The following is a 20,904-nucleotide window of genomic DNA, read 5'->3' as shown; positions in this document are numbered from 1 at the left end:
TCCTTATTTACGTTTCCCAAATCCTTGATTGTTCCGCGTTGCTGTTAAGTCTGTAGGCCTGATAAGCGTAGCGCATCAGGCGGCTTTGAACGGCAAAAAAAAGCCCCCTGCAGAACAGGGGGCTGGTGAGTTTATGTCAGCTTAGAACGATTTCTTAAAGCCGATAGAGGCATTGACCGGCGCTTCTACCTGCGACTTACTGCCGCCGTTGCTGAATTGCGTACCCAGCTCACCGTAGACCTGCAGGTTTCTGTCGATGGACCATGACAGGCCGGCTGCAACTTCAGTGCTGGAGTACTGCTGTGAAGATTCCAGCGTGGTGGTGGCTACCGCATTGCTAAAGTGCGTTTTGTCTTTTGAACCCAGACCCTGCCAGACGTTTACCCTGCCGTACGGCTGGAATTTGCCATGGTTGGTGTCATAGTCAGCGACCAGACGCACGCCCAGACGCGCGGTAAAGGAATCCGCAGTATCCATTTTCACTTTCGTTGGGGTCACACCATCCAGCGTGCTGTTATCAAAGTCGCTGTACTGGTAGATCAACTGAGCCTGAGGTTCCAGACTCCATACGCTGGCACCTAAACGGAACGATTTACCCACCTCTGTCGACGCCGTCAGCGTGTTGCCTCTGACCGTATACGAGCCGTTGTTCCCGGTCGCCTCCAGGCGGGATTTATGGTTACCGTACTGCAGGACGTTATCAACATACATACCGTCACCCGAGAACCAGGTAGCATAGCCGCCGACGTAAAATGCGTTGTCGTCGATGTTACCGCCTTTGCCATCGCTGCCTGTCTTCGTGCCTTTCACGTTGCTGTCGATATCAAGGATGCTGGTATACATCCCGGCTTTCCAGCTTTCGTTAGCATACATATCAACGCCGACCTGAATGCCCATGGTATGGGAGCTGGTTTGCGTACCGGCCGCATCATCCAGTTTGGTTTTACCGGAGTAGCCAATCATTCTTGCCCAGGCGCGATTGTCTTCATCAATGCCCGGTTTAACCTCGTCACCCATACGTTGGTGCATGTTACCCAACAGGCTAATATCACCCTGACGTACGACGCTGGCGAGGCCAGAATACAGCATGGTTTCTGGACGGTATTCACTTCTCAGATACCAGTTTTCACCCTGGCCCTGAGCATTACCCGCATGCAGTTGGTACTCAAACGCACCTGCAGCCATACGATCGGCGGCAAGATGGAAGGCATCCCGCGACGTTTGTGCGGTGGTGGTTGCGCCATTGAGCGCTGTCACCACTTCGATACCATCCCCAATGGTCGGCGCGCCGAGACCAGAACCATCGACATCCAGCAGCGTGCTACCGCTGGCTTTACCGCCATCGATAATCAGACGGTCGGCAATGCCTGCGCCGCTACCATTCTGGATAGCCGCCATGTTGATAGTCCCTTTTTCGCCGGTGTAATCCCCTTTGACGGTTAAGGTTGTGCCAGTCTGCTGACCGATGAGCGAGACATCGCCACCGTTGCTCAGGCCCGCTACCGTTTGGTTGTAACCCTGAGTGTTCAACGTGGTGTCTGCGACCACATAGTGGTGAGATGCGCTACTCAGGGTGTTGGCATTACCCGCTTGCAACACGCCGTTGGCGATCAACGTCGCGCCGCTGTAGCTGTTTTCACCTTGCAGCTCGGTAATGCCGCTACCGGTCTGATGCAACTGGCCTTTACCACTGATATTGCCGGTCAGCGCCAGGGTATCGCCACGATTGACGTTGAGTACGCCGTTATCAACGACATCCCCCTGAATGCTGCCGATATCGCCGCCGTTACCCAACTGTAAAACGCCTTGTTCGATGGTGGTGCCACCGGTGTAGGTGTTATCCAGCGTCAGGGTGAGGGAACCTTTACCGGTTTTGGTCAGTTGACCATTACCTTCGACTTCCGTTAGCAGAGAAACGTCATGCCCGTTGGTGTCGAATGTCCCGCCGCCGGATTCCAGCGTCACCTGACGGGCAGTATCAAACGCTTCGCCATACTTCAGCGTACCGCCATTAAAGGTAATTCCCGTATTTGCCGCACCCAGGTTGGTATCGCCCGCTACCTGCAGCGTCCCGGAGGTGATGGTCGTTCCGCCGCTGTAGGTGTTGTCACCCGTGAGGATGAGGGTACCGAGATCGCCTTTATTCAGGCCGCCGGTACCGCGGATCACGCTGTCGATAGTCGCGGTGTAGTTGGCGCCGTCTACTGTGCCATCGCCAACGCGAATCAGGGTGTTGGCCGTATCGGTGGTAATGGCTTCGCCGCCCACGCGATAACCATCGGTGGCGAACTGCGCGCCGCTGATAATGACGTCGCCTTTGCTGTTATCGACGGTCACGTTGCCTGCTTCACCCTGGAAGACGGCAAACGCAGCATCGGTAAACGGTGCGTTCAGCGCGCCTTCCGGCGTTGATTCATCGGTCGTCCAGTTGTCGTTACCCTGGCTGGATTGCCAGATACCGTCGCCGCCGTTGATGACGCCGTTGTTTTTCAGCTCGCCATTTTCACCACCGGTGCCGTCCCAGAAGCGCAGCGTTAGTCCTGCGTGGTTGACCAGGTTGACCTGATTTTTCACCGATGTCTGCACGTACAGGCTGTCAGCCGCTTCCGGCGCGTTAGCAATATCCATCACATTGTTGGTCAATGTGCCGGTGTAGTTGATGACGCGATAGACGCCGACATCAAAGCTGCCGCCCGGTGAGGTTTCAATGTTGAGCTTACCGTCGAGCGTCAGATCGCCATTAACGTCAATCAAGTCGTTGAAAGCACCGCCCGGGGTGTAAGCCTGACCAAACTGATAATCCAGCTGTGCGTTATCACTGAGCGTCAGCGAACCGGTAGTCAGTTTACCCACGCTGTTGATAGCTGCACCCGCGGTAATATGAGCGTCGTCCAGTACATCAACCGCGCCGCCAATAATCCCGTTACCGCCGAGCGTTGCCCCGGATTTCACTGTCACCTGGCCGGTAGCCGCAGACTGATTACCGTTGACCAGCAGTACGCCTTCATTGACGTCCGTGGTGCCGGTGTATGTGTTGTCGCCGGTCAGCGTTAACGTGCCGTCACCGATTTTCACCAGGCTGCCGTCGTTGCCGCTGATAATGCCGCTGATGGTGTCATCAAGATGTAGATTACCCAGCGACAGCTCTTTATTGCCCAGTTCGACATTACCCGCGCCGGACAACGAGCCGATCGATGTTGCGCTGTCGACTGCGCTGATATCGACCTTACCGCCCGCCAGGTTTTTAACGACGGTATTTTCTGCCATCGCCAGGTCAGCAAAGGTCATCAGCCCGCTGTTGTTCACGGTGGCATTGCCGCCGCTGGCGTCTTCTTCCAGCGCCAGAGTACTGTCTTTTGACACGTTAACCGTCGCGTTGCCCGCGGTGGCGTTGTTGGTTAACACCGCTTTCGCCGTGCCCGTCAGGTTCAGCATTGCGCTCGCTGCGGTGACGTTATCTGCCAGCGTTAACAGGCTGTCGGCGATGTTCATGGTCAGGGATTTCAGGCTGGTATCTGTCCCGCTGACATTGAGCGTCGCGCCCTTATTGACGTTCACTGTGCTGCTTTCGTTACTGCCAAAGGCTCCGGTTTTGCTGACGTTGACCGTCACATTGTTGGCGTTTCCGGTACCGGCAATTTCTGTGTCGCCTTTGTAGCTGTTTGCGCGGTCGAGCGACAAGGTGCTGCCCGCATCGCTAGAGCTGCTGGTGACTTTCAGTTTACCGTCGCCGGTAATCTCACCAGTTGGCGTGAAGTGATGCGAATTGAGATCGAACACCGCTGCGTTCTCATTCGCTCCCAGCTCGATGGTGCGATTGCTGGTCAGGTCCGCGCCCAGTTGCAGCGTTGAACCGTTATTGATTGCCAGGTCAGTTCCGCTCTGGCCGAGATTGCTGTCGGAGGAGATCTGCAACGTGCCGCCATCAATGCGCGTGCCGCCGCGATACTCGTTGTCACCGCTGAGAATCAGACGGCCAAGGTCGGTTTTCACCAGCGTCAGCTTATCAGCAGTACTGGCTTCGCGGATAACAGACTCAATGGTCGCGGTATAGTTTTGCCCCGCGCCACCGGCGCCAACGCGCAGCAGCAGTTCGCCAGTTCCTGGCGTCTGGCCTGCGTGGGTCGCGTTTTCCGTGGTGGCATACGCGTTAAGCGCATCGCCTTTAACGACATAGCCATCGGCATCAAACTGTGCCCCGGAGAAGTTAACTTCTCCCGCGGCGTTGTCCACGGTAACTGTACCGCCTTTGGTGGTGAAGACGGCGAAGGACTTCTGTGCCCAAGGGGCGTTACCTTCACCGGTTGCGGTGGTCCAGTTGTTATCACCCTGGCTGCCGATTGCCATCCATTTGCCATCGCCACCGTCAATTTTGCTGTCGCCTTCAATGCCCGACGCGCCGTGGCTCTGATTGACGGTTGCGCCGTCCCAGAACTGCAGGGTAACGCCGTTGGCGTTCACCAGGTTGACCTGTTTGTCGATGGAGGTCTGGACAAAAATATTGCTCTTATCCTGACTCTCCGGTATTGCGCCTAATTCCAGCGTCTGGTTATCCAGCGTGCCGCCGTAGTTATAGATACGGTACACGCCCGGTCCGAAGTTACCGCCCTGTGAAGTGGTGACATCCAGAGTCCCGTCCAGTTGCAGATCGCCCGCGACGTTAATCAGATCGTTTAGCGCGCCGCCTGGCGTATAGGCCTGACCCAGTTCGAAAGCGGAAGTCGTTTTGCTACCAAGCTGCAGATTACCGTTAATGGATAACGTACCCGCACCACCGTCACCGGCGCTGAGGGTCGTGGCATCGTTCATCAGCACGTTGCCGCCGATAGTGCCATTACCGCCAAGTGTGGACGTGCCGCTAACGGTGGTGGCACCGCGCGCCGCGCTTTGATCGCCATTCACCAGCAGCGTGCCGTTGGTAACGGTGGTGTCGCCGGTATAGGTGTTGTTGCCGTTCAGACGGGTAATGCCGCCGCCGATTTGCTGTAGCGCGCCAATACCTGAGATCACGCCGTTGAGCAGCACGGTGTTGGCGCGATTAATCGCCAATATGCCGTTGTCGATAATGTCTGACACGGCGCTGACTTCGCCTGTATTTCCGCCGTCACCCAACTGCAGCGTACCGGTTTGAGCGATAGTGGTAGAGCCGGTGTAGGTATTGTTAGCTGTGAAGATCGTGGTACCGCCCGCCGCACGTTCGAACTTCCCGTCACCGCTGATGATACCGCGATAAATTTGCGCCGCTGAAGCATCACCCTGGGTATCGAAGATAACCCGGCTGCCTGTGCCCTGGGTCGTAACATTGTAATCGCCAATGCTTGCTGCAGTACTGGTCGGCTCGACGTGGTCGCCGGTGCTCAGGGTTGCGCCATTGTTTACGGCAATGGTTTTGCTTGCCAGTGTCAGGTTTTCTACGACGCGGACATCCGCGTTTGAGCCGCTGATGGTCAGCGAATCCCAGCCGGTGCCGATGTTGGTGCCAGTGGTCAGATTGTCGCTCGCCAGCGTACCAATCTTCGCACCTTTTGTATCGGTGAAGGTGAGGGCGTTGCCGCTACCAGCTTCAGTAGTGATGTGGCGTGTTTTATCCAGCGTCACATTGCCGATGTTGGCTTTATTGTTACCGCCAGTACCGGCGAAATTCACTTCACCCGCATAGGAGCCACTACGCCAGTTAAAGATGTCTGCACCTTCGCCGGTATTGATTACGCCGCTGGTTACACCGCCGCTGATATCAATGGTGTCATTGCCTTTGCCGGACTGAATGGCCACGGCCGTGTCGTTGATGGCCTGCAGGGTTCCCGTGTTGGTAATGGTTTTACTGCTGTCGCCGCTGGCGTCAATTACCGGTGAGGTGGTGCTGGCAGAGATAATCTTGCCGCTGTTGGTCAAGGCGCTGACGTTTTTCGCGATGATCGCCGAACCGCCTGCGTCGTTATGCACGTTAATGTCGGCATTGGTGGTGACATTACCGTTGGTATTAGCGCGGATACCGCTGCCTTCGCTGTTCAGCACCTCAATGGTGTAGCCTTTGCCGATGGTCAGATCGCCCGTCACCGAGCCGCCGTCGCGTTGTTCAAAAGCGAAGCCGGTACCTTTCCCGTTGACGTTGAGGATATTTCCAGCGCTGTCTTTATCGGTCATGGTCAACGCCACGCTGGTGCGGATGCCTGCGCCATCGTTGGAGTTTATGGTGACGTTTCGTAACAGGATATTGTTATTGTTAGCATCGTTTTGAATGCCAGCACCGTCACCCTTTGCACTGATCTCCACATTTTGCGCGGACAGAGCGCCAGCGCCTTCGGCCAGACGAATACCGTCAGCGGTGCCATCGGTAGTAATACTGTCGCCAGAAATACCGTTAATTAGCAGGCTGGCTCCTTGGGTGAGCAGAACCCCGGCAGTACCATTATCAACCTGAACTTTGCCCAGTGTATTGATCTGTGCGCTGGCACCTGAAGCTCTAACACCGATGCCGTTGCTGACATGCAGAGCGCTGGAAGAGTTATTGGTTAAGCTCCCGCCTTGTTGAACATCAACACCGATGCTGTCGACGCTGGCCAGATCAATAATCGAGTTGGTATCCAGGATCAGGTTGCCCTGATTCCTCGCCACATAGGCGATAACCTCATTGCCGCTAGCTTCAGAGGTAATCTTCGCGTTCGAGGTGAGGGTGGTGCTAGTAGGATCACCCTGCGTGCGACCATTCAACTGGTGAGCCTGACCATCCACAACCCCGGCAATGGTTCTTTCGCCGGTTAAATTGATGGTGGTTTTATCACTGATGGTCCCTTTTGCGCCGCCTTCGATTACCAGTGCCGCTGAGTCGCTGCCCTTAACGGCAAACGTTGCTTCACCAGTATCTACGCTACTGCCAGCGCCGGTGGCGAGAACGCCCACGGAATTCTTACCGTTGAGGGTAAGATCAAGGTTGGAACTGGACTGATCTTTCGGGTTAGTCGTGTTACCGGCCAGCAATGCGCCATTGGCGATACGGAAAATGGTGGTGCGATCCTGACCATTGTCATTCATCACCGCCTGACCAATATTGGCGGTAGCGCCTTTACCATACAGGTAATAACCAATCTGATCGGTGTTGTTGAATGTCGGGCTACTCAGACTGTCAACGTTAGCGATGGCGTTATCACGTACGTGCACACCGATGTTACCGGCTTTATCCAGCGTAATGTTGGAGTAAACGTTGACCACTGCCTGGCCGCTGCTGCCACCTTCAGCCCAAATAGCGTAGTTACGGTTACCGACGCCGCCTTCTCCGTCCACCACGATAGAGCCCGCAGCGCTGGTGGTGACTTCGGCATTTTTGTTATTGGCGCTAACGTGGATCCCCACGTTGTTGGTGCCATTTACGTTAATCTTGCCGTCGTTGCGGATTTCCTGATTATTTTCCGCGCCGCTGTCGCGTACGGAGATGCCGTAGTTTTTACTGCTGCCCCCGTCAGAACCTCCATTGATCACGATATTGCCGGTATTGAGAACGTTGCCTGTGGCATTCCCGACCAGAATTCCCGCGGCGTTGCGTATCCCGGTTCCCAGCGTGATCAGACCGTTGTTAATCACCTCTTTGGCACTTTTGGTCATGATCCCGGCGCTCAGACTAGAGCCGCCAGCCATCGTGACATCTTTAGACGGATCGCTTGCGTCGCGACCAAGATAAATTGAGGCATCCTGAGCGTTAGTGAAAGTGGCATTCCCGGCGACTTCTACGCCATAAGCGGTGCCTTTGGCAAAGGATGCACCGTTTTTGCGCCCGTCCACGACGTTGATATCACCGTTGTTGACCCCTTGCGCATCGTCAGACAATTGCATACCAATAGCCAGCGTCAGCGAAGAATCTGGCTCATCTTTACTCCAGGGATCGGCTGCCGACGCGGTACCAAAGTTATCGGTGGTGATCGCCTGGTTAATGGTGCCGTTGTTTGCTATTTGGCTGGCGCCTTGCCCCTGCATGCCAAATGCGCCATAGCTGTTGACGTTTTGGTTGCCGTCTTTGTCGATAAACAGCCCGGAGTTGATGATCCCGTTGTTGGTTGCCGTCGCGTCTTTTGCCAGCATGCCAATCGCCAGACTCTGCCCGGTAGACGTGCGTAATGCGTTCAGCTCGCCAAGGTTAGTGATAACCCCGCCATTAAGAGCTTTCATTACGCCATTGATACTGCCGTCAACGGCAATAATCGCATCTTTGTTCAGGGTGCCGGAGGTGCCTGCACCGTTGGCGTAAATAGCATGCAGCTCACCGCGGCCAGCGGTCGCGTTATTGCTATGCGACAAGCCGTCGGTCCAAACGTCGTAATCCCAGGTAAGCACGTCTGAAGACTTGCTGGAGTTGATCAAGCCATCAATCAGCTCCGCGTATTTTGTCTGCGCGGCGGCGACGGTTGTGATATCACCGTTTTCAACATCCAGCCACAACTGCAGTTGGCTGACCTTTTGCCCTTCAGGGTTTTCTGCTGCGTCGCTGCTTTTACCCAACAGCCAGTCGTTAAAATCGGCCAGCTCCTGCGTGCTGGTAATGTTAAATGTGCGCGTACCCGTTTCGACTACTTTACCGTCTGCATCATAGCCGTAGGACATGAGTGTTACATCATCGCCAAACACGGAGGTTTGCGCTGAACCGGCGAATGTTTTTTCAGGGATAACTGGGGCGGCGTTAAATTTTATATAGTTATCGGATTGCCAGTTAACCTGACTACCTGCGTCCTGAGCCTCAAGCAAGGAGGAGTCTTTGGCCAGTAACTCAATGGTATTGGCTTTGTCCCGGACATTGAGCGTGTCGTTGCCAATATCCAGATTGGCTATGGAGCCATTTGTCGCCAGCGCGATGCCAAATTGTTTATAGATTTTAGACAATGTTGGATCGTAGGTGTTTAATACCGAATCGCCAATCTGGGATTCAGTAAGAAAATTACTTAACTCATTGGTGTCAAATACTTTAATAGTTGTAGGTTCGCCAGGGAACGCCGGGTCGTTAATATCAAATTCTGTGCTCTGTGAAGGCGTCGACGACCGATTGTACGTCAGGTATTCCGCCAGTTCTTCAGCGGTAGTAATCGTTTTTACGCTCTGGTCAGGGCTGGTGGCCTTAAGAGTGATTTTGTTTGTTTGCAGCAGTTCTCTGATGGTCGTTGATTCAACAACGCCACTTTGACCCGGACCGATCGTTGGGATCGCGCCGCTGATATTGAGCGCCTGACCAGCAGTGATATCTTTATATAAGAACCCGTAGTCGTGGATACCCGTATAATCCCCAACGGAAATACCTGCCTGGTAGTCGGTGAAAATATTGTGATCACCGGTGTCGATAATCGGATCAGCGGAAACCTGCATTGAAGCAGCGCTTAATGCACCCGCTGCCAATACCGCAACCGTTTTACGCGAGCTGCTTTTTTTCTTTCCTTTGGTTAATTCAGAAACGACCACCCAGATACCGAGCGCCGCGTTCCAAATAATGCTGTAAACTTTGTTCATATATAACCCTCGTCTACATTCCTGTTATGCATGTGTTAATACATTGAGTTGTTGGCTATGGTTGGCACGCGGATGTGCTACCCGGTAATAGATTTTTGGGAATAGGGTTTCCTTCCGTGCGATGCGGAATTAAAAAGCGAGTCGAAAGAAAACCTTTTTAAATAATAACCGTGATAATTGTCCTTAAATAAGTCAGTTACGGCTGGCTATAGTGGGAAATGGTGTACTTGAGTCGGGTGTTATTTTTGCCGAGTTTTCTGGCAATATTGCTTTTGTACGCCCCGATGGTTTTTTCACTTTTTTGTGATGCCCCGGCGATTTGTGTCAGTGACCATCCTCGGGCAAGCATCATCATTACGTTGAATTCGTTTGCTGTGATCTTGTTGTGTAATGCTTTGATATTTTGTTGGTTATTGTTCTTTGTGATACGTGTAACGGCATGGTGTAGCCGATCAAGACTGGCATCTTGATCAAGAAACAGCATGTTCTTCCCACAAACGGTTTGAAAAAGAGTAAAAGTAGCTTCATCTGCCAAAACAATAATTTTGGTGACAGGTCGTAAAGCCATGTTGCGGATAATCCTGGCATATTTTAAAAAATCTGATTTGTCAGGATTAATGATGATGCAATCCGTTTCATAAGGAAGCATTTTGACAGCAGAGAGCGTCTGGGAGGAGTAATACGCGATATCAATATATAATGATGAGCCACGTAGGATTTCTCGCATGCCTAGCCAAGGGTAAATTGAGTCACCCAAAAAAATAGCCTTTGACATAACGATCTCCTTGAAATTTTGGTGCAAGCAGCCGCCTCTTTTTGTAGGTTAAAAAAGAGTTTCTTGCGACGCGTGAAATGTTAATTAAATCTCGTATTACGTTCTGTGTTGTGAACGTATCCTTATTAATTCCAGATTAAACAGATATTCTCTGTATTTATTAGAATCATTAACTATTCTTAAAGTAGATATTACACTTTGTTAAAATTTAAGATAAATCGTTTATTTCAGCTCTGCGTAAATGATTGATAGATTTCGCTTATGAATCGCATGAATAATGATTGAGTGGTTTCTATAAAGACAGGGTATTCCTATCTGTTTTGGAGGGAATTTACATGAAAAACATTATATTTCAGATGGATATACGTTTTTCTTAATGGGCTTACTGGTGGGTAGGAGAATTCTTAATCAAGACCAGGACAAAGTGAAGGGGCGTCGAGGGGAAGAGAGAAATATCGCTAAATTTGCAGTTATCGACCTGAAACTCGAGTATCCAGGTTGATAATTCTTAGCGTTGTGAGGTTTTTAGGGAATTATCCTATTTTTAGCTTTTTGTGCTTAATTTTAAAAACTCACTTGAAGAGGTTATTTTTTCTGATTGCTATTGCTGATAGGGCTTAGCCCGCCAACAGTTCCTGTTCAACCTGATGTACCTGCTGTTCCAGTGTATTGCGGATTTCCGTAAGCGCCCGTTGTTGATCGGAGAAGTAGGCTTCTTTATCTGTCACGGAGGTGGCAAGCCGCCAGGCGTTTTCGGCTTCCAGTTCGGTAATCTCTTTGAGCAGCGCGTTAATTTGTTCTCTGAGCTGCTGTATTTTGCTGCGTAAATGCTGCAAATCGTTCAATCGGTCACTGGCCATCATCGGTTCGAGGCCGCTTTGCAATTGAGTCAGTAGCGCCCGGACGGTGGCAAGATCGGCATTTTGGCGCGCCTGGTTAAGCTGCACCATCATCTGATGCGCTTTCTCTTTCAGATCATCGGCTACCACGTCCGGGTGGCAAAGACGGCTTGCCTGACGCCACAGGCGTTTTAACTCATTACGTTCATCAGAGGAAAGCCGCTGGTCACGGCTAAAACGATGCTGTGCATCCTGCTGCTGCTCCTGATATTCATCATATTCATGGCTGGCCTCTTCCTGTGCCTGACGGGTTGCGCTGTCATCCTGGCGAGAAAAGTCGTTTTCCAGCTCACGAATCTCCGCCAGCAGGGCGGTAATCAGTTCAGTTTGCTGCTGAATACGTTGGCGTGTTTCCACCGATTCGCGCGAATCTGAATTCTGGTTCATCCAGTGCTGCTTGAGCCTGGCTAGTTGATCAACAGCCTGGGAAATATAGTGCTGACAGGATTGATAGTCTTTTTCCCGGCGTTTTTGCTCCGCTTCCTGTTTGCGCTGGGCACTGGCGGCGAGCTGTTTACGCAGTTCGAGAATGCGGCTCATCAGCGGTCCAAGACGAAGGTGATACAGATCGTTGAAATCATCGAGGATTTGAATGCGCGTGTTACGCTTATCGATCAGGTCACGCAACTGTGTTTCGAGTGCTTTGAGTTCCAGCTTACTGGCGGCAATGGCGGGATCCTGCCACGTAGAGACTGCCCGTTGAGATTGCAGCCAGGCTGAGATTTCCCGCAGGGCATCACCAAAGCGTCGTTCTTCGATCGCCTGCACAATGGTGCCAGGTACGACTGACAAAGGCTCATTTTTAAGATGCGCCACCTGCTGGAAAATAATCTCCTCATCTTCCAGTTCAATAGCGCTTTTGACGATTTCCAGTCGTTTGATGATCTTATTCATGACAGTCATTGCCTGGCTTGGCTAAAAAACGAGTGGCTGAAGTACAACAGGTTCACCCGTTTGAAAATGTTAGAAAAACAGTAAAGCGCATTCTGTGGCCTGCGATGCCTTTTCGTCCAGAATAATTCACTGTAATTATGAAAAACCGGAAGTCGCGCGCACCTGTCTGCATCTTCAAACCTCTGTTTCATGTTTTTTTACTCTCGGGTAATTATTCTTGATTCAGTAAAGATAATGCGTATAGTTCTCATTCTCTTTTGTTATTAACTCCCTGTATTACTTCTGGTAAGGATCCCGACAATGAAAAAAACAACATCCGCGCTGGCATTGCTGATTGCTGCGGCGTTAAGCGGTTGTGCGGCGCATACCACGCCAGCCAGCAACGCCAGCGTTACGGAAAAAACAGCGCAACCTGCCGTCAGTGATGTGCAACAACGCGCGCTGGCGGATGGGTTATATGAAATGGCGCTTAGCCCGGCAGGGGATGCGTTGTACGTTGCAAGCGCCGAAGGATTTAAAGATGTGCAGGGCGGCGTGGTTTACAAGCTGGATCCAAAAACGCTTAAAACGCTCGGCTTGAGTCATACCGATATGAAAAACTTTGGTATGGCTATCTCGCCGGACGGTAAAACGGTGTATGTCACCAACTCATTGGATGGTGGCCTGAGCGCGCTGAATACCGCTGACGGCAAAGTGAAAAATCGCGTACTGTTCCCGGAACGTAACTCAGAAGGTTTCCCGTATGGTGCGCGGCAGGTGCTGCTGCATAACGGTTTGCTCTATATTGGTGCCGTGGCGGATCCGGCGGTGATTTGGGTGGTTGACGCTGAAACCCTGAAACAAAAAAACCGCATTAAAAATACGGGTAAATGGATGACCGGACTGCATTATTCAGAAGTGACGCAGCGAATTTATGCAGCTAACGGCGGCGGTGAAATTCTTGTTATCAACCCGCGTAATCAGCGCGTAGAAAAACGCTGGCAACCGCTGGGGGAACAACCTGCGCTGTTGCTGAATATGGCGGAGGACGCACAAACGGGTCGCCTGTTTGTCACCGACAACTCGAAAGCGAAGACTACCCTGGTGCTGGATATCCATACCGGTAAGCTGCTGAAAAAATTGGATGTGGGTGATTCGCTGGCGGTGAAATTTAACGCAAAACGCAACGAAATCTATATTACCCAGCGTGATTCAGGGAAATTGCTCAGCCTGAATGCGACCGATTACAGCGTGAAGAAAAGCTGGGATTTACCACCTAACCCTAACAGCTTGCTGCTCTCGGCGGATGGGCAAACCCTGTTTGTCACCGTGAAACAGAAATTTAATAAAGACCACTCTACGTCTGCGCCAGATAACGTGGTACGTATTGACCTGAATAAACAATAACAGCTCGCCTTCTTTCTATTGTTTTTCTCCCGAGCCTCGGTGCGTTGGGCAAGGAAGCCCGGCGTATCCAATCGATTGCGCCTTGCGACAACCAGGTTGAAATGTTAAAAGAAGCCCCTTCAATAAAAACCACACAGGGGAAGGGCGTGAAAAACGCGTCAACTGCATCTGACACCAGCGTGTCTGATGCCGCGTCGACGAACGAGCCGACGCTTCAACGAGGGTTGCAAAACCGCCATATTCAGTTAATTGCGCTGGGCGGCGCAATTGGTACCGGCCTGTTTTTGGGCATTGGCCCGGCTATTCAAATGGCGGGACCTGCGGTGTTACTGGGTTACGGCGTTGCCGGGATCATCGCTTTTTTGATTATGCGTCAACTGGGCGAAATGGTGGTCGAAGAACCCGTTTCCGGATCGTTTGCCCATTTTGCCTATAAATACTGGGGACCGTTCGCGGGTTTTCTGTCCGGCTGGAACTACTGGGTGATGTTTGTGCTGGTCGGCATGGCTGAACTGACAGCGGCAGGGATCTACATGCAGTACTGGTTGCCCGATGTTCCAACCTGGATTTGGGCCGCGGCATTCTTCGTGATCATCAACGCCGTCAATCTGGTCAACGTACGTCTGTATGGCGAAACGGAATTCTGGTTTGCGCTGATTAAAGTACTGGCCATTATCGGCATGATTGGTTTTGGCGTGTGGATGCTGTTTTCCGGTAACGGCGGGGAACATGCAAGCATCGATAATTTGTGGCGTTACAACGGCTTTTTTGCTACCGGCTGGAACGGATTAATTCTGTCGCTGGCAGTGATTATGTTCTCCTTTGGCGGGCTGGAGCTTATCGGGATTACTGCCGCGGAAGCGCAGGATCCACAGAAAAGCATTCCAAAGGCGGTAAACCAGGTGGTGTACCGTATTCTGCTGTTTTATATCGGTTCTCTGGTGGTGCTGTTGGCGCTGTACCCGTGGGTGGAAGTGAAATCCAACAGCAGCCCGTTCGTAATGATTTTCCATAATCTCGACAGCAACGTAGTGGCTTCTGCGCTGAACTTTGTCATCCTGGTGGCTTCGCTGTCGGTGTATAACAGTGGCGTCTACTCTAACAGCCGTATGCTATTTGGTCTCTCGGTTCAGGGTAACGCGCCGAAGTTCTTAACCCGCGTCAGCCGTCGCGGCGTACCGGTGAACTCACTGATCCTTTCCGGTGCTATTACGTCGCTGGTGGTACTCATCAACTATGTACTGCCGCAAAAGGCCTTTAGCCTGCTGATGGCGCTGGTGGTGGCAACGCTGCTGCTGAACTGGATTATGATTTGCCTGGCACATCTGCGATTCCGGGCGGCGATGCGTCGTAAGGGACGTGACACGCAGTTTAAAGCGCTGCTGTATCCGGCAGGGAACTACCTGTGTATTGCTTTCCTTGGCATGATTCTGGTGCTGATGTGTACGATGGATGAGATGCGCCTGTCAGCTATCCTGCTGCCAGTGTGGATCCTGTTCCTGTTTGTTGCCTTCAAACTGCTGCGTCGTAAGTCCCGCTAAGTTTCTACCGATCTTGTTATTACCGATCCCATCGTCAGGGTGGGATCGGATCCTCACTCAACGTTTATCGTGACCGTTCTCGCAATTTTGCTGCTGCTGACAGGATCTTTGTTTTGTAATCGATTACTTTTCTATTGAATCTAATTTGTAATCGATTACTTTTTAAGGATGGGGCAAAAATGGTGTCAACAACCGAAAGTAGTGGAAAACAGAGCGTACAGTACCGGCTGCTGGTCCCCCGGCTGTCGCTAATGATGTTCTTACAGTTCTTTATCTGGGGAAGTTGGTCCGTCACGCTGGGGCTGGTGATGAGCCAGCACAACATGTCGCTGTTGATTGGCGATGCGTTCTCAGCCGGGCCCATTGCCTCTATTCTGTCGCCATTCGTCTTAGGGATGCTGGTAGACCGCTTTTTTGCCTCGCAAAAGGTGATGGCGGTGATGCACCTTGCTGGCGCGGCAATCCTGTGGTTTGTTCCGCAGACATTGGTGGCGCAAAACGGTGCACTGTTGATTGGTCTGCTGTTTGGCTACACGTTGTGCTACATGCCAACGCTGGCGCTTACCAACAATATTGCTTTTCATAGCCTGTCGGATAAGGACAAAACCTTCCCGGTGGTGCGGGTGTTTGGCACCATTGGCTGGATTGTCGCGGGGATCTTTATCGGTGTAACCGGAATTTCGGACACCACCGGCATCTTTACGCTGGCGGCGATTATCTCTGTGATTCTGGCGCTCTACAGCCTGACGCTGCCCAACACGCCTGCACCGGCGAAAGGACTGCCGGTGAAAGTTCGTGATCTGTTTTGTGCGGATGCTTTTGCCTTACTCAAGGTCCGTCACTTTTTTGTCTTCTCGCTCTGCGCGACGCTTATCTCTGTACCGTTGGGAACCTATTACGCGTATACCGCGTCGTTTCTTGCTGATGCGGGCGTCGGCGACGTCAGTACGGCGATGTCGTTTGGTCAGATGTCTGAAATATTCTTCATGCTGGTGATCCCGTTCCTGTTCAGACGCTTGGGCGTGAAATACATGCTGTTAATCGGGATGTGCGCCTGGTTCGTGCGTTATGCCTTCTTTGCCCTCGGCATCAGCGAAGAGGGGCGATTCCTGCTGTATCTCGGCATTCTGCTGCACGGCGTGTGCTACGACTTCTTCTTCGTGGTCGGCTTTATTTACACCGATCGTATCGCCGGGGAAAAAGTAAAAGGTCAGGCGCAAAGCATGATCGTCATGTTTACCTATGGGATCGGTATGCTGCTGGGCTCGCAAATTTCAGGCGCACTTTACAACCGGCTGGTAGCGGGGCAAACCGTGCCTCAGGCGTGGACCACATTCTGGTGGATCCCGGCAGTCGCTGCCGCAGTGATTGCCGTGATTTTCCTTTTCTCTTTCAAGTATGACGACAAAGAGCAGGCGTAATTTTCAGGAGGGGTTATGAAAACCATCAAGGGGCCTGGCATTTTTCTGGCGCAATTTATCGGGGATCGCCCGCCATTTAACACCCTGGAGGGCGTGGCAAAATGGGCGGCGGAGTTGGGCTATAAGGCATTACAAATCCCGTGTAATCACAAGTCGCTGTTTGATGTCGAACAAGCTGCTGTAAGTCAGGCCTATTGTGATGATATTCGCGGGATGCTGGCCGGATATGGGTTAGTGATTAGCGAATTATCTACCCATCTTGAAGGTCAACTGGTTGCCGTCCATCCGGCTTACGATGACGCTTTTGACGGATTTGCTCCGCCGTCTGTACGCGCTAATCCGCAGGCCAGACAGGCGTGGGCCATCGAAACCCTACACCAGGCTGCTGCGGCTTCGCAAAGACTGGGGCTGACGGCACATGCCACGTTTTCAGGTTCGCTCACCTGGCCTTTCTTTTATCCGTGGCCACCGCATAATCGTCAGCGCTTTGAAGAGGCTTTTCTGGAGCTGGCGCGCCGCTGGAGACCGATTCTCGATCGCTTTGATCACCATGGGGTGGATGTTTGCTTTGAGATCCATCCCGGCGAAGATCTGCACGATGGCGTGACGTTCGAGCGTTTTCTTGCGCTGGTTGATAATCATCCTCGCTGCAACATTCTCTATGACCCGAGCCATCTGTTATTGCAGCAGATGGATTATCTTGGGTTTATCGATGTCTATCACTCGCGTATTAAAGCGTTCCACGTCAAGGACGCTGAGTACCATGCCAGTAGCCGCAGCGGTGTCTATGGCGGTTATCAGCCGTGGCTCGATCGCGCCGGGCGCTTCCGTTCTTTGGGGGACGGGCAGGTCGATTTCAAAACGATCTTCAGCAAGCTCACACAATATGATTTCCCTGGCTGGGCGGTGCTGGAATGGGAGTGTTGCCTGAAAGACGCGCAAACCGGGGCGCGTGAGGGGAGTGATTTTATACGGCGCCATATTATTCCGGTTTCTGCACGTGCATTTGATGATTTCGCCGCTGGCGATGAGGTACGCAAATGATACAGGTTGGCATTATTGGCAGCGGATTTATTGGGCCTGCACATATTGAGGCGTTGCGTCGACTCGGCGGTGTGAACGTGGTGGCGCTCTGTGATAGCTCACTGGCGGTTGCCCAGGAACGCGCAGATGCTCTTCATATTCCTCATGCCTACGGCAGCGTTGAAGCGCTGCTGGCGCATCCCGGACTGCAGGTAGTGCATAACTGTACACCGAATCATCTGCATGCCGACATCAATCGGCAGATTTTACGCGCGGGTCTGCACGTGTTTTCAGAAAAGCCGCTGTGTATGACGCCGGATGAGGCTCGTGAACTGGAAACGCTGGCACAGCAGGCTGGAGTGGTGCACGGCGTGAGCTTTGTCTATCGCCAGTTTGCAATGGTGCAGCAGGCGGCCAGTATGGTCAGAAGCGGCAGCGTGGGCAATCTGTTTGCCGTACAGGGGAGCTACCTGCAGGACTGGATGCTGCTGGAGACTGACTACAACTGGCGGGTCGATGCCGCACAGGGCGGCGATTCACGGGCGGTAGCGGATATCGGTTCGCACTGGTGTGATACGGTGCAATTCGTGACTGGAAAACGTATTGTCGAGGTGATGGCCGATTTGGCTATCGTCTGGCCGGTTCGTAAAGCCAGCATTGCCAGTAACGCCACGTTTGGCCAGCAAACGGCTGATGTGCAATTTGAGGATAAAGCGGTTACGACGGAAGATCGTGGGTCGGTGCTGGTACGTTTTGATGATGGCAGCAAAGGCTGCTTTAGCGTTTCGCAGGTGAGTGCCGGGCGCAAGAATCACCTGAGCTTTGAAATTAACGGTAGCCACTGTTCACTGCACTGGGATCAGGAAACGCCGCAACAGCTTTGGGTCGGGCACCGTCAGCAGGCGAACCAGATCCTGACGGACGACCCAGGATTGATGAATGCTGATGTAGCTGCCAGTGCGCACTTTCCGGGTGGGCATATTGAGGGCTGGCCGGATGCGTTCAAGAATATGATGCAGCAGTTCTATCAGGCTGTGTTGGCAGGCAAAATGCCCGCAACGGCGGAGCGTCGATTTGCGTCTTTTTCTGATGGTGCGGATGTGATGTATGTTATTGATGCAATTATAAAAAGCCATCAGCAGCAGCGTTGGGTATCAGTACAGCGCTAAACACGCATCCGGTTCGCCAGTCGGCGATTTTATGGTAGCCTCAACGCAAAGCGTAAACCGCAGGATGTGTCGTCGTTATGTCTATTCAAAAAATCGCCCAGCTTGCCGGTGTGTCGGTGGCGACGGTATCGCGTGTGCTGAATCACAGTGATACCGTCAAAGCCAAAAATCGCGAGCGCGTGCTACAGGCTATTAAAGAAAGCAATTATCAGCCCAACCTGCTGGCGCGTCAGCTACGTACAGCGCGCAGCTCGATGATTCTGGTGATGGTTTCCAACATTGCCAACCCTTTTTGTGCAGAGGTTGTGAAAGGCATTGAAGAGGAGGCGGAGAAGAATGGCTATCGCATTTTGCTGTGTAATTCCGGCTCGGATACAGCCCGCTCAAAATCAGCGTTGAAGCTGCTGTCGGGGAAAATCGTTGATGGCATTATCACCATGGATGCATTCTCAAAATTACCGGAACTGACTACGCTGATTGGCGATGCGCCCTGGGTTCAGTGCGCGGAATATGCTGACAAAGGCGCGGTTTCCTGCGTGGGGATTAACGATGTTGACGCCGCACAGTCGGTGATATCTCACCTGGTGGATAAGGGCTACCGACGAATTGCCTTAATCAATCATGACCTGAGTTATAAATATGCTCGTTTGCGCGAACGCGGCTATAAAGCGGCGCTGCATGCGCTGTCGCTTGAATATCAGGCTGTGGAATATGCCAGTGAATTAAGTTCCAGTGCAGGAATTGCGGCGATGAAAACACTACTTGCCGCAGAGGTGAAACCCGACGCGGTGTTTGCCGTATCGGACACGCTAGCCGCTGGTGCGATGCGCGCTATTTTCGATGCCGGATTACAGATCCCGCAGGATATCGCCGTTGTTGGTTTCGACGGTACGGAACTTGCAGAAATGGTTTCTCCACAGCTTTCGACCATTGAGCAGCCGTCACGGGATATAGGCCGCAAAGCGGTAGGATTATTGCTGAATAAAATAGAAAATCCTGACGCGCAGACGGAAAGGGTGATGATGGACTGGCGCTATATTTCACGCGCCAGTACCTGAGCTTTATCGCTGAAACGCGCCAGACAGCGCACGAATATCATTTCCGGTAGGCGACTGATGAATGCGCAAGCCAAACTCTTCAACTACGGCAAATATATGGTCGAAGATATCAGCCTGAATACTTTCATATTCCAGCCAGACCACCGTATTGGTAAAGGCATAAATTTCAATCGGTAATCCGTGATCGTCCGGCGCAAGTTGGCGCACCATTAACGTCATATCTTTGCGAATACGCGGATGATGACGCAAATACTCGTTCAGATAAGCGCGGAAGGTGCCAATATTGGTCATCCGGCGGTGATTCAATACCGATTCAGGCGCATCTAACTGCTGATTCCACTCGCTGATTTCCTGGTGACGTGTGGTTAAATACGGTTTCAGCAGGTGGGCTTTATGCAGCCGCTGACGTTCATCCTCATCAAGAAAATGGATGCTGGTGGCATCAATGCTGATGCTGCGTTTAATTCTCCGACCGCCTGAAGCCGACATTCCGCTCCAGTTTTTAAAAGAGTCTGATACCAGTGACCAGGTGGGGATAGTGGTGATAGTGTTATCCCAGTTGCGCACTTTGACGGTGGTTAAGCCAATATCGATAACAGCACCGTCTGCACCGTATTTCGGCATTTCCAGCCAGTCGCCAAGCTTTAACATATCGTTGGCGGAGAGCTGTATTCCGGCCACCAGACCGAGAATAGGGTCTTTAAACACCAGCATTAACACGGCGGCCATTGCACCCAAACCGCTTATCAGTATTGCCGGTGACTGGCCAATCAGCAGGGAAATCATCAATATTCCGACGAGGATTGCGCTGATTAGCTTGATGCCCTGAAATATGCCTTTTAGCGGCAGTTGCGACGCAGCAGGGAGTTTTTGCGACAGATTGAGAATAACGTCCAGCAGAGAAAACTGTGACAGCAGGGCGTACATCATGATCCACAGCTGTGCGCAGTTCACTAATATTTCCGCGGCTTCGCTGCCTTTCTGTAGCCAGAGTGCGGCCTGTATATTGACAATGATACCCTGCAGGGTGAATGCCAGCCGGTGAAATAACTTGTTCTGCGTGATGATTTGTAGCCACAGGCGGGAGCTGGCGTTGGCGCGCTTTTCAAATGCGCGTAATACCACCCAGTGCAAAATAACGTGAACAATAATGGCGGTGATAAAAATAATGCCAAAAATCATCACCAGCGAGGTGGTGTGATTTATTTCAATGCCGAGTTCTTCTACCTGAGATATCAATTCCTGCATAATG

Annotated in this window: 10 protein-coding genes; 6 read left to right on the top strand and 4 right to left on the bottom strand. The window is 52.1% G+C overall.

Features of this window, described 5'->3' with window-relative positions; all coding sequences use genetic code 11:
- Positions 1-141 precede the first annotated feature (141 nt).
- The 3 genes from LY264_RS17840 to LY264_RS17830 form a co-directional block, all read right to left on the bottom strand.
- Positions 142-9,486, bottom strand: a complete 9,345-nt coding sequence (locus LY264_RS17840; RefSeq protein ID WP_048226177.1) for an autotransporter outer membrane beta-barrel domain-containing protein — start codon at positions 9,484-9,486, stop codon at positions 142-144.
- Between the two features lie 196 nt (positions 9,487-9,682).
- A complete protein-coding gene (locus LY264_RS17835) occupies positions 9,683-10,261 on the bottom strand; it encodes a helix-turn-helix transcriptional regulator (protein ID WP_008784033.1) in 579 nt (192 codons plus the stop codon).
- A gap of 617 nt (positions 10,262-10,878) precedes the next feature.
- Complete coding sequence (locus LY264_RS17830) at positions 10,879-12,054, bottom strand: coiled-coil domain-containing protein (protein WP_048226175.1); 1,176 nt, start codon at positions 12,052-12,054, stop codon at positions 10,879-10,881.
- A gap of 300 nt (positions 12,055-12,354) precedes the next feature.
- On the opposite strand from LY264_RS17830, the gene LY264_RS17825 reads away from it, so the two are divergent.
- The 6 genes from LY264_RS17825 to LY264_RS17800 all read left to right on the top strand — a co-directional run bounded on the left by LY264_RS17825 (position 12,355) and on the right by LY264_RS17800 (position 19,652).
- Entirely contained in the window at positions 12,355-13,440 is a 1,086-nt protein-coding gene (locus LY264_RS17825; protein ID WP_048226174.1) for a YncE family protein, read from the top strand.
- Positions 13,441-13,586: 146 nt separating this feature from the next.
- Entirely contained in the window at positions 13,587-14,981 is a 1,395-nt protein-coding gene (gene pheP, locus LY264_RS17820) for a phenylalanine transporter (protein ID WP_008784036.1), read from the top strand.
- Positions 14,982-15,160: 179 nt separating this feature from the next.
- Positions 15,161-16,402 carry an MFS transporter gene (locus LY264_RS17815; protein ID WP_048226172.1) on the top strand — a complete coding sequence of 414 codons (1,242 nt, stop codon included), beginning with the start codon at positions 15,161-15,163 and terminating at the stop codon, positions 16,400-16,402.
- Between the two features lie 15 nt (positions 16,403-16,417).
- Positions 16,418-17,446 carry a sugar phosphate isomerase/epimerase family protein gene (locus LY264_RS17810; protein ID WP_048226170.1) on the top strand — a complete coding sequence of 343 codons (1,029 nt, stop codon included), beginning with the start codon at positions 16,418-16,420 and terminating at the stop codon, positions 17,444-17,446.
- Positions 17,443-18,594, top strand: a complete 1,152-nt coding sequence (locus LY264_RS17805) for a Gfo/Idh/MocA family protein (RefSeq protein ID WP_048226168.1) — start codon at positions 17,443-17,445, stop codon at positions 18,592-18,594. Before LY264_RS17810 ends, LY264_RS17805 begins: the two co-directional genes overlap by 4 nt.
- 77 nt (positions 18,595-18,671) lie before the next feature.
- Positions 18,672-19,652, top strand: a complete 981-nt coding sequence (locus tag LY264_RS17800; RefSeq protein WP_003831159.1) for a LacI family DNA-binding transcriptional regulator — start codon at positions 18,672-18,674, stop codon at positions 19,650-19,652.
- Between the two features lie 3 nt (positions 19,653-19,655).
- On the opposite strand, the gene LY264_RS17795 is transcribed toward LY264_RS17800, so the two are convergent.
- Positions 19,656-20,900 carry a mechanosensitive ion channel family protein gene (locus LY264_RS17795; protein ID WP_048226165.1) on the bottom strand — a complete coding sequence of 415 codons (1,245 nt, stop codon included), beginning with the start codon at positions 20,898-20,900 and terminating at the stop codon, positions 19,656-19,658.
- Positions 20,901-20,904 lie beyond the last annotated feature (4 nt).

This window comes from Citrobacter portucalensis (assembly GCF_023374935.1).
Taxonomy (GTDB): Bacteria; Pseudomonadota; Gammaproteobacteria; order Enterobacterales; family Enterobacteriaceae; genus Citrobacter; species Citrobacter portucalensis.
The sequence above is the reverse complement of the archived record's forward strand: the minus strand, read 5'-3'. Positions and strand labels throughout refer to the sequence as shown.

What these genes read in the sequence shown, in the direction of transcription:
- LY264_RS17810 (WP_048226170.1), top strand. Translation starts at nt 16,418, where the DNA reads ATGAAAACCATCAAGGGGCCTGGCATTTTTCTGGCGCAATTTATCGGG.
- LY264_RS17815 (WP_048226172.1), top strand. Translation starts at nt 15,161, where the DNA reads ATGGTGTCAACAACCGAAAGTAGTGGAAAACAGAGCGTACAGTACCGG.
- LY264_RS17830 (WP_048226175.1), bottom strand. Translation starts at nt 12,054, where the DNA reads ATGAATAAGATCATCAAACGACTGGAAATCGTCAAAAGCGCTATTGAA.
- LY264_RS17795 (WP_048226165.1), bottom strand. Translation starts at nt 20,900, where the DNA reads ATGCAGGAATTGATATCTCAGGTAGAAGAACTCGGCATTGAAATAAAT.
- LY264_RS17835 (WP_008784033.1), bottom strand. Translation starts at nt 10,261, where the DNA reads ATGTCAAAGGCTATTTTTTTGGGTGACTCAATTTACCCTTGGCTAGGC.
- LY264_RS17825 (WP_048226174.1), top strand. Translation starts at nt 12,355, where the DNA reads ATGAAAAAAACAACATCCGCGCTGGCATTGCTGATTGCTGCGGCGTTA.
- LY264_RS17805 (WP_048226168.1), top strand. Translation starts at nt 17,443, where the DNA reads ATGATACAGGTTGGCATTATTGGCAGCGGATTTATTGGGCCTGCACAT.
- LY264_RS17840 (WP_048226177.1), bottom strand. Translation starts at nt 9,486, where the DNA reads ATGAACAAAGTTTACAGCATTATTTGGAACGCGGCGCTCGGTATCTGG.
- LY264_RS17800 (WP_003831159.1), top strand. Translation starts at nt 18,672, where the DNA reads ATGTCTATTCAAAAAATCGCCCAGCTTGCCGGTGTGTCGGTGGCGACG.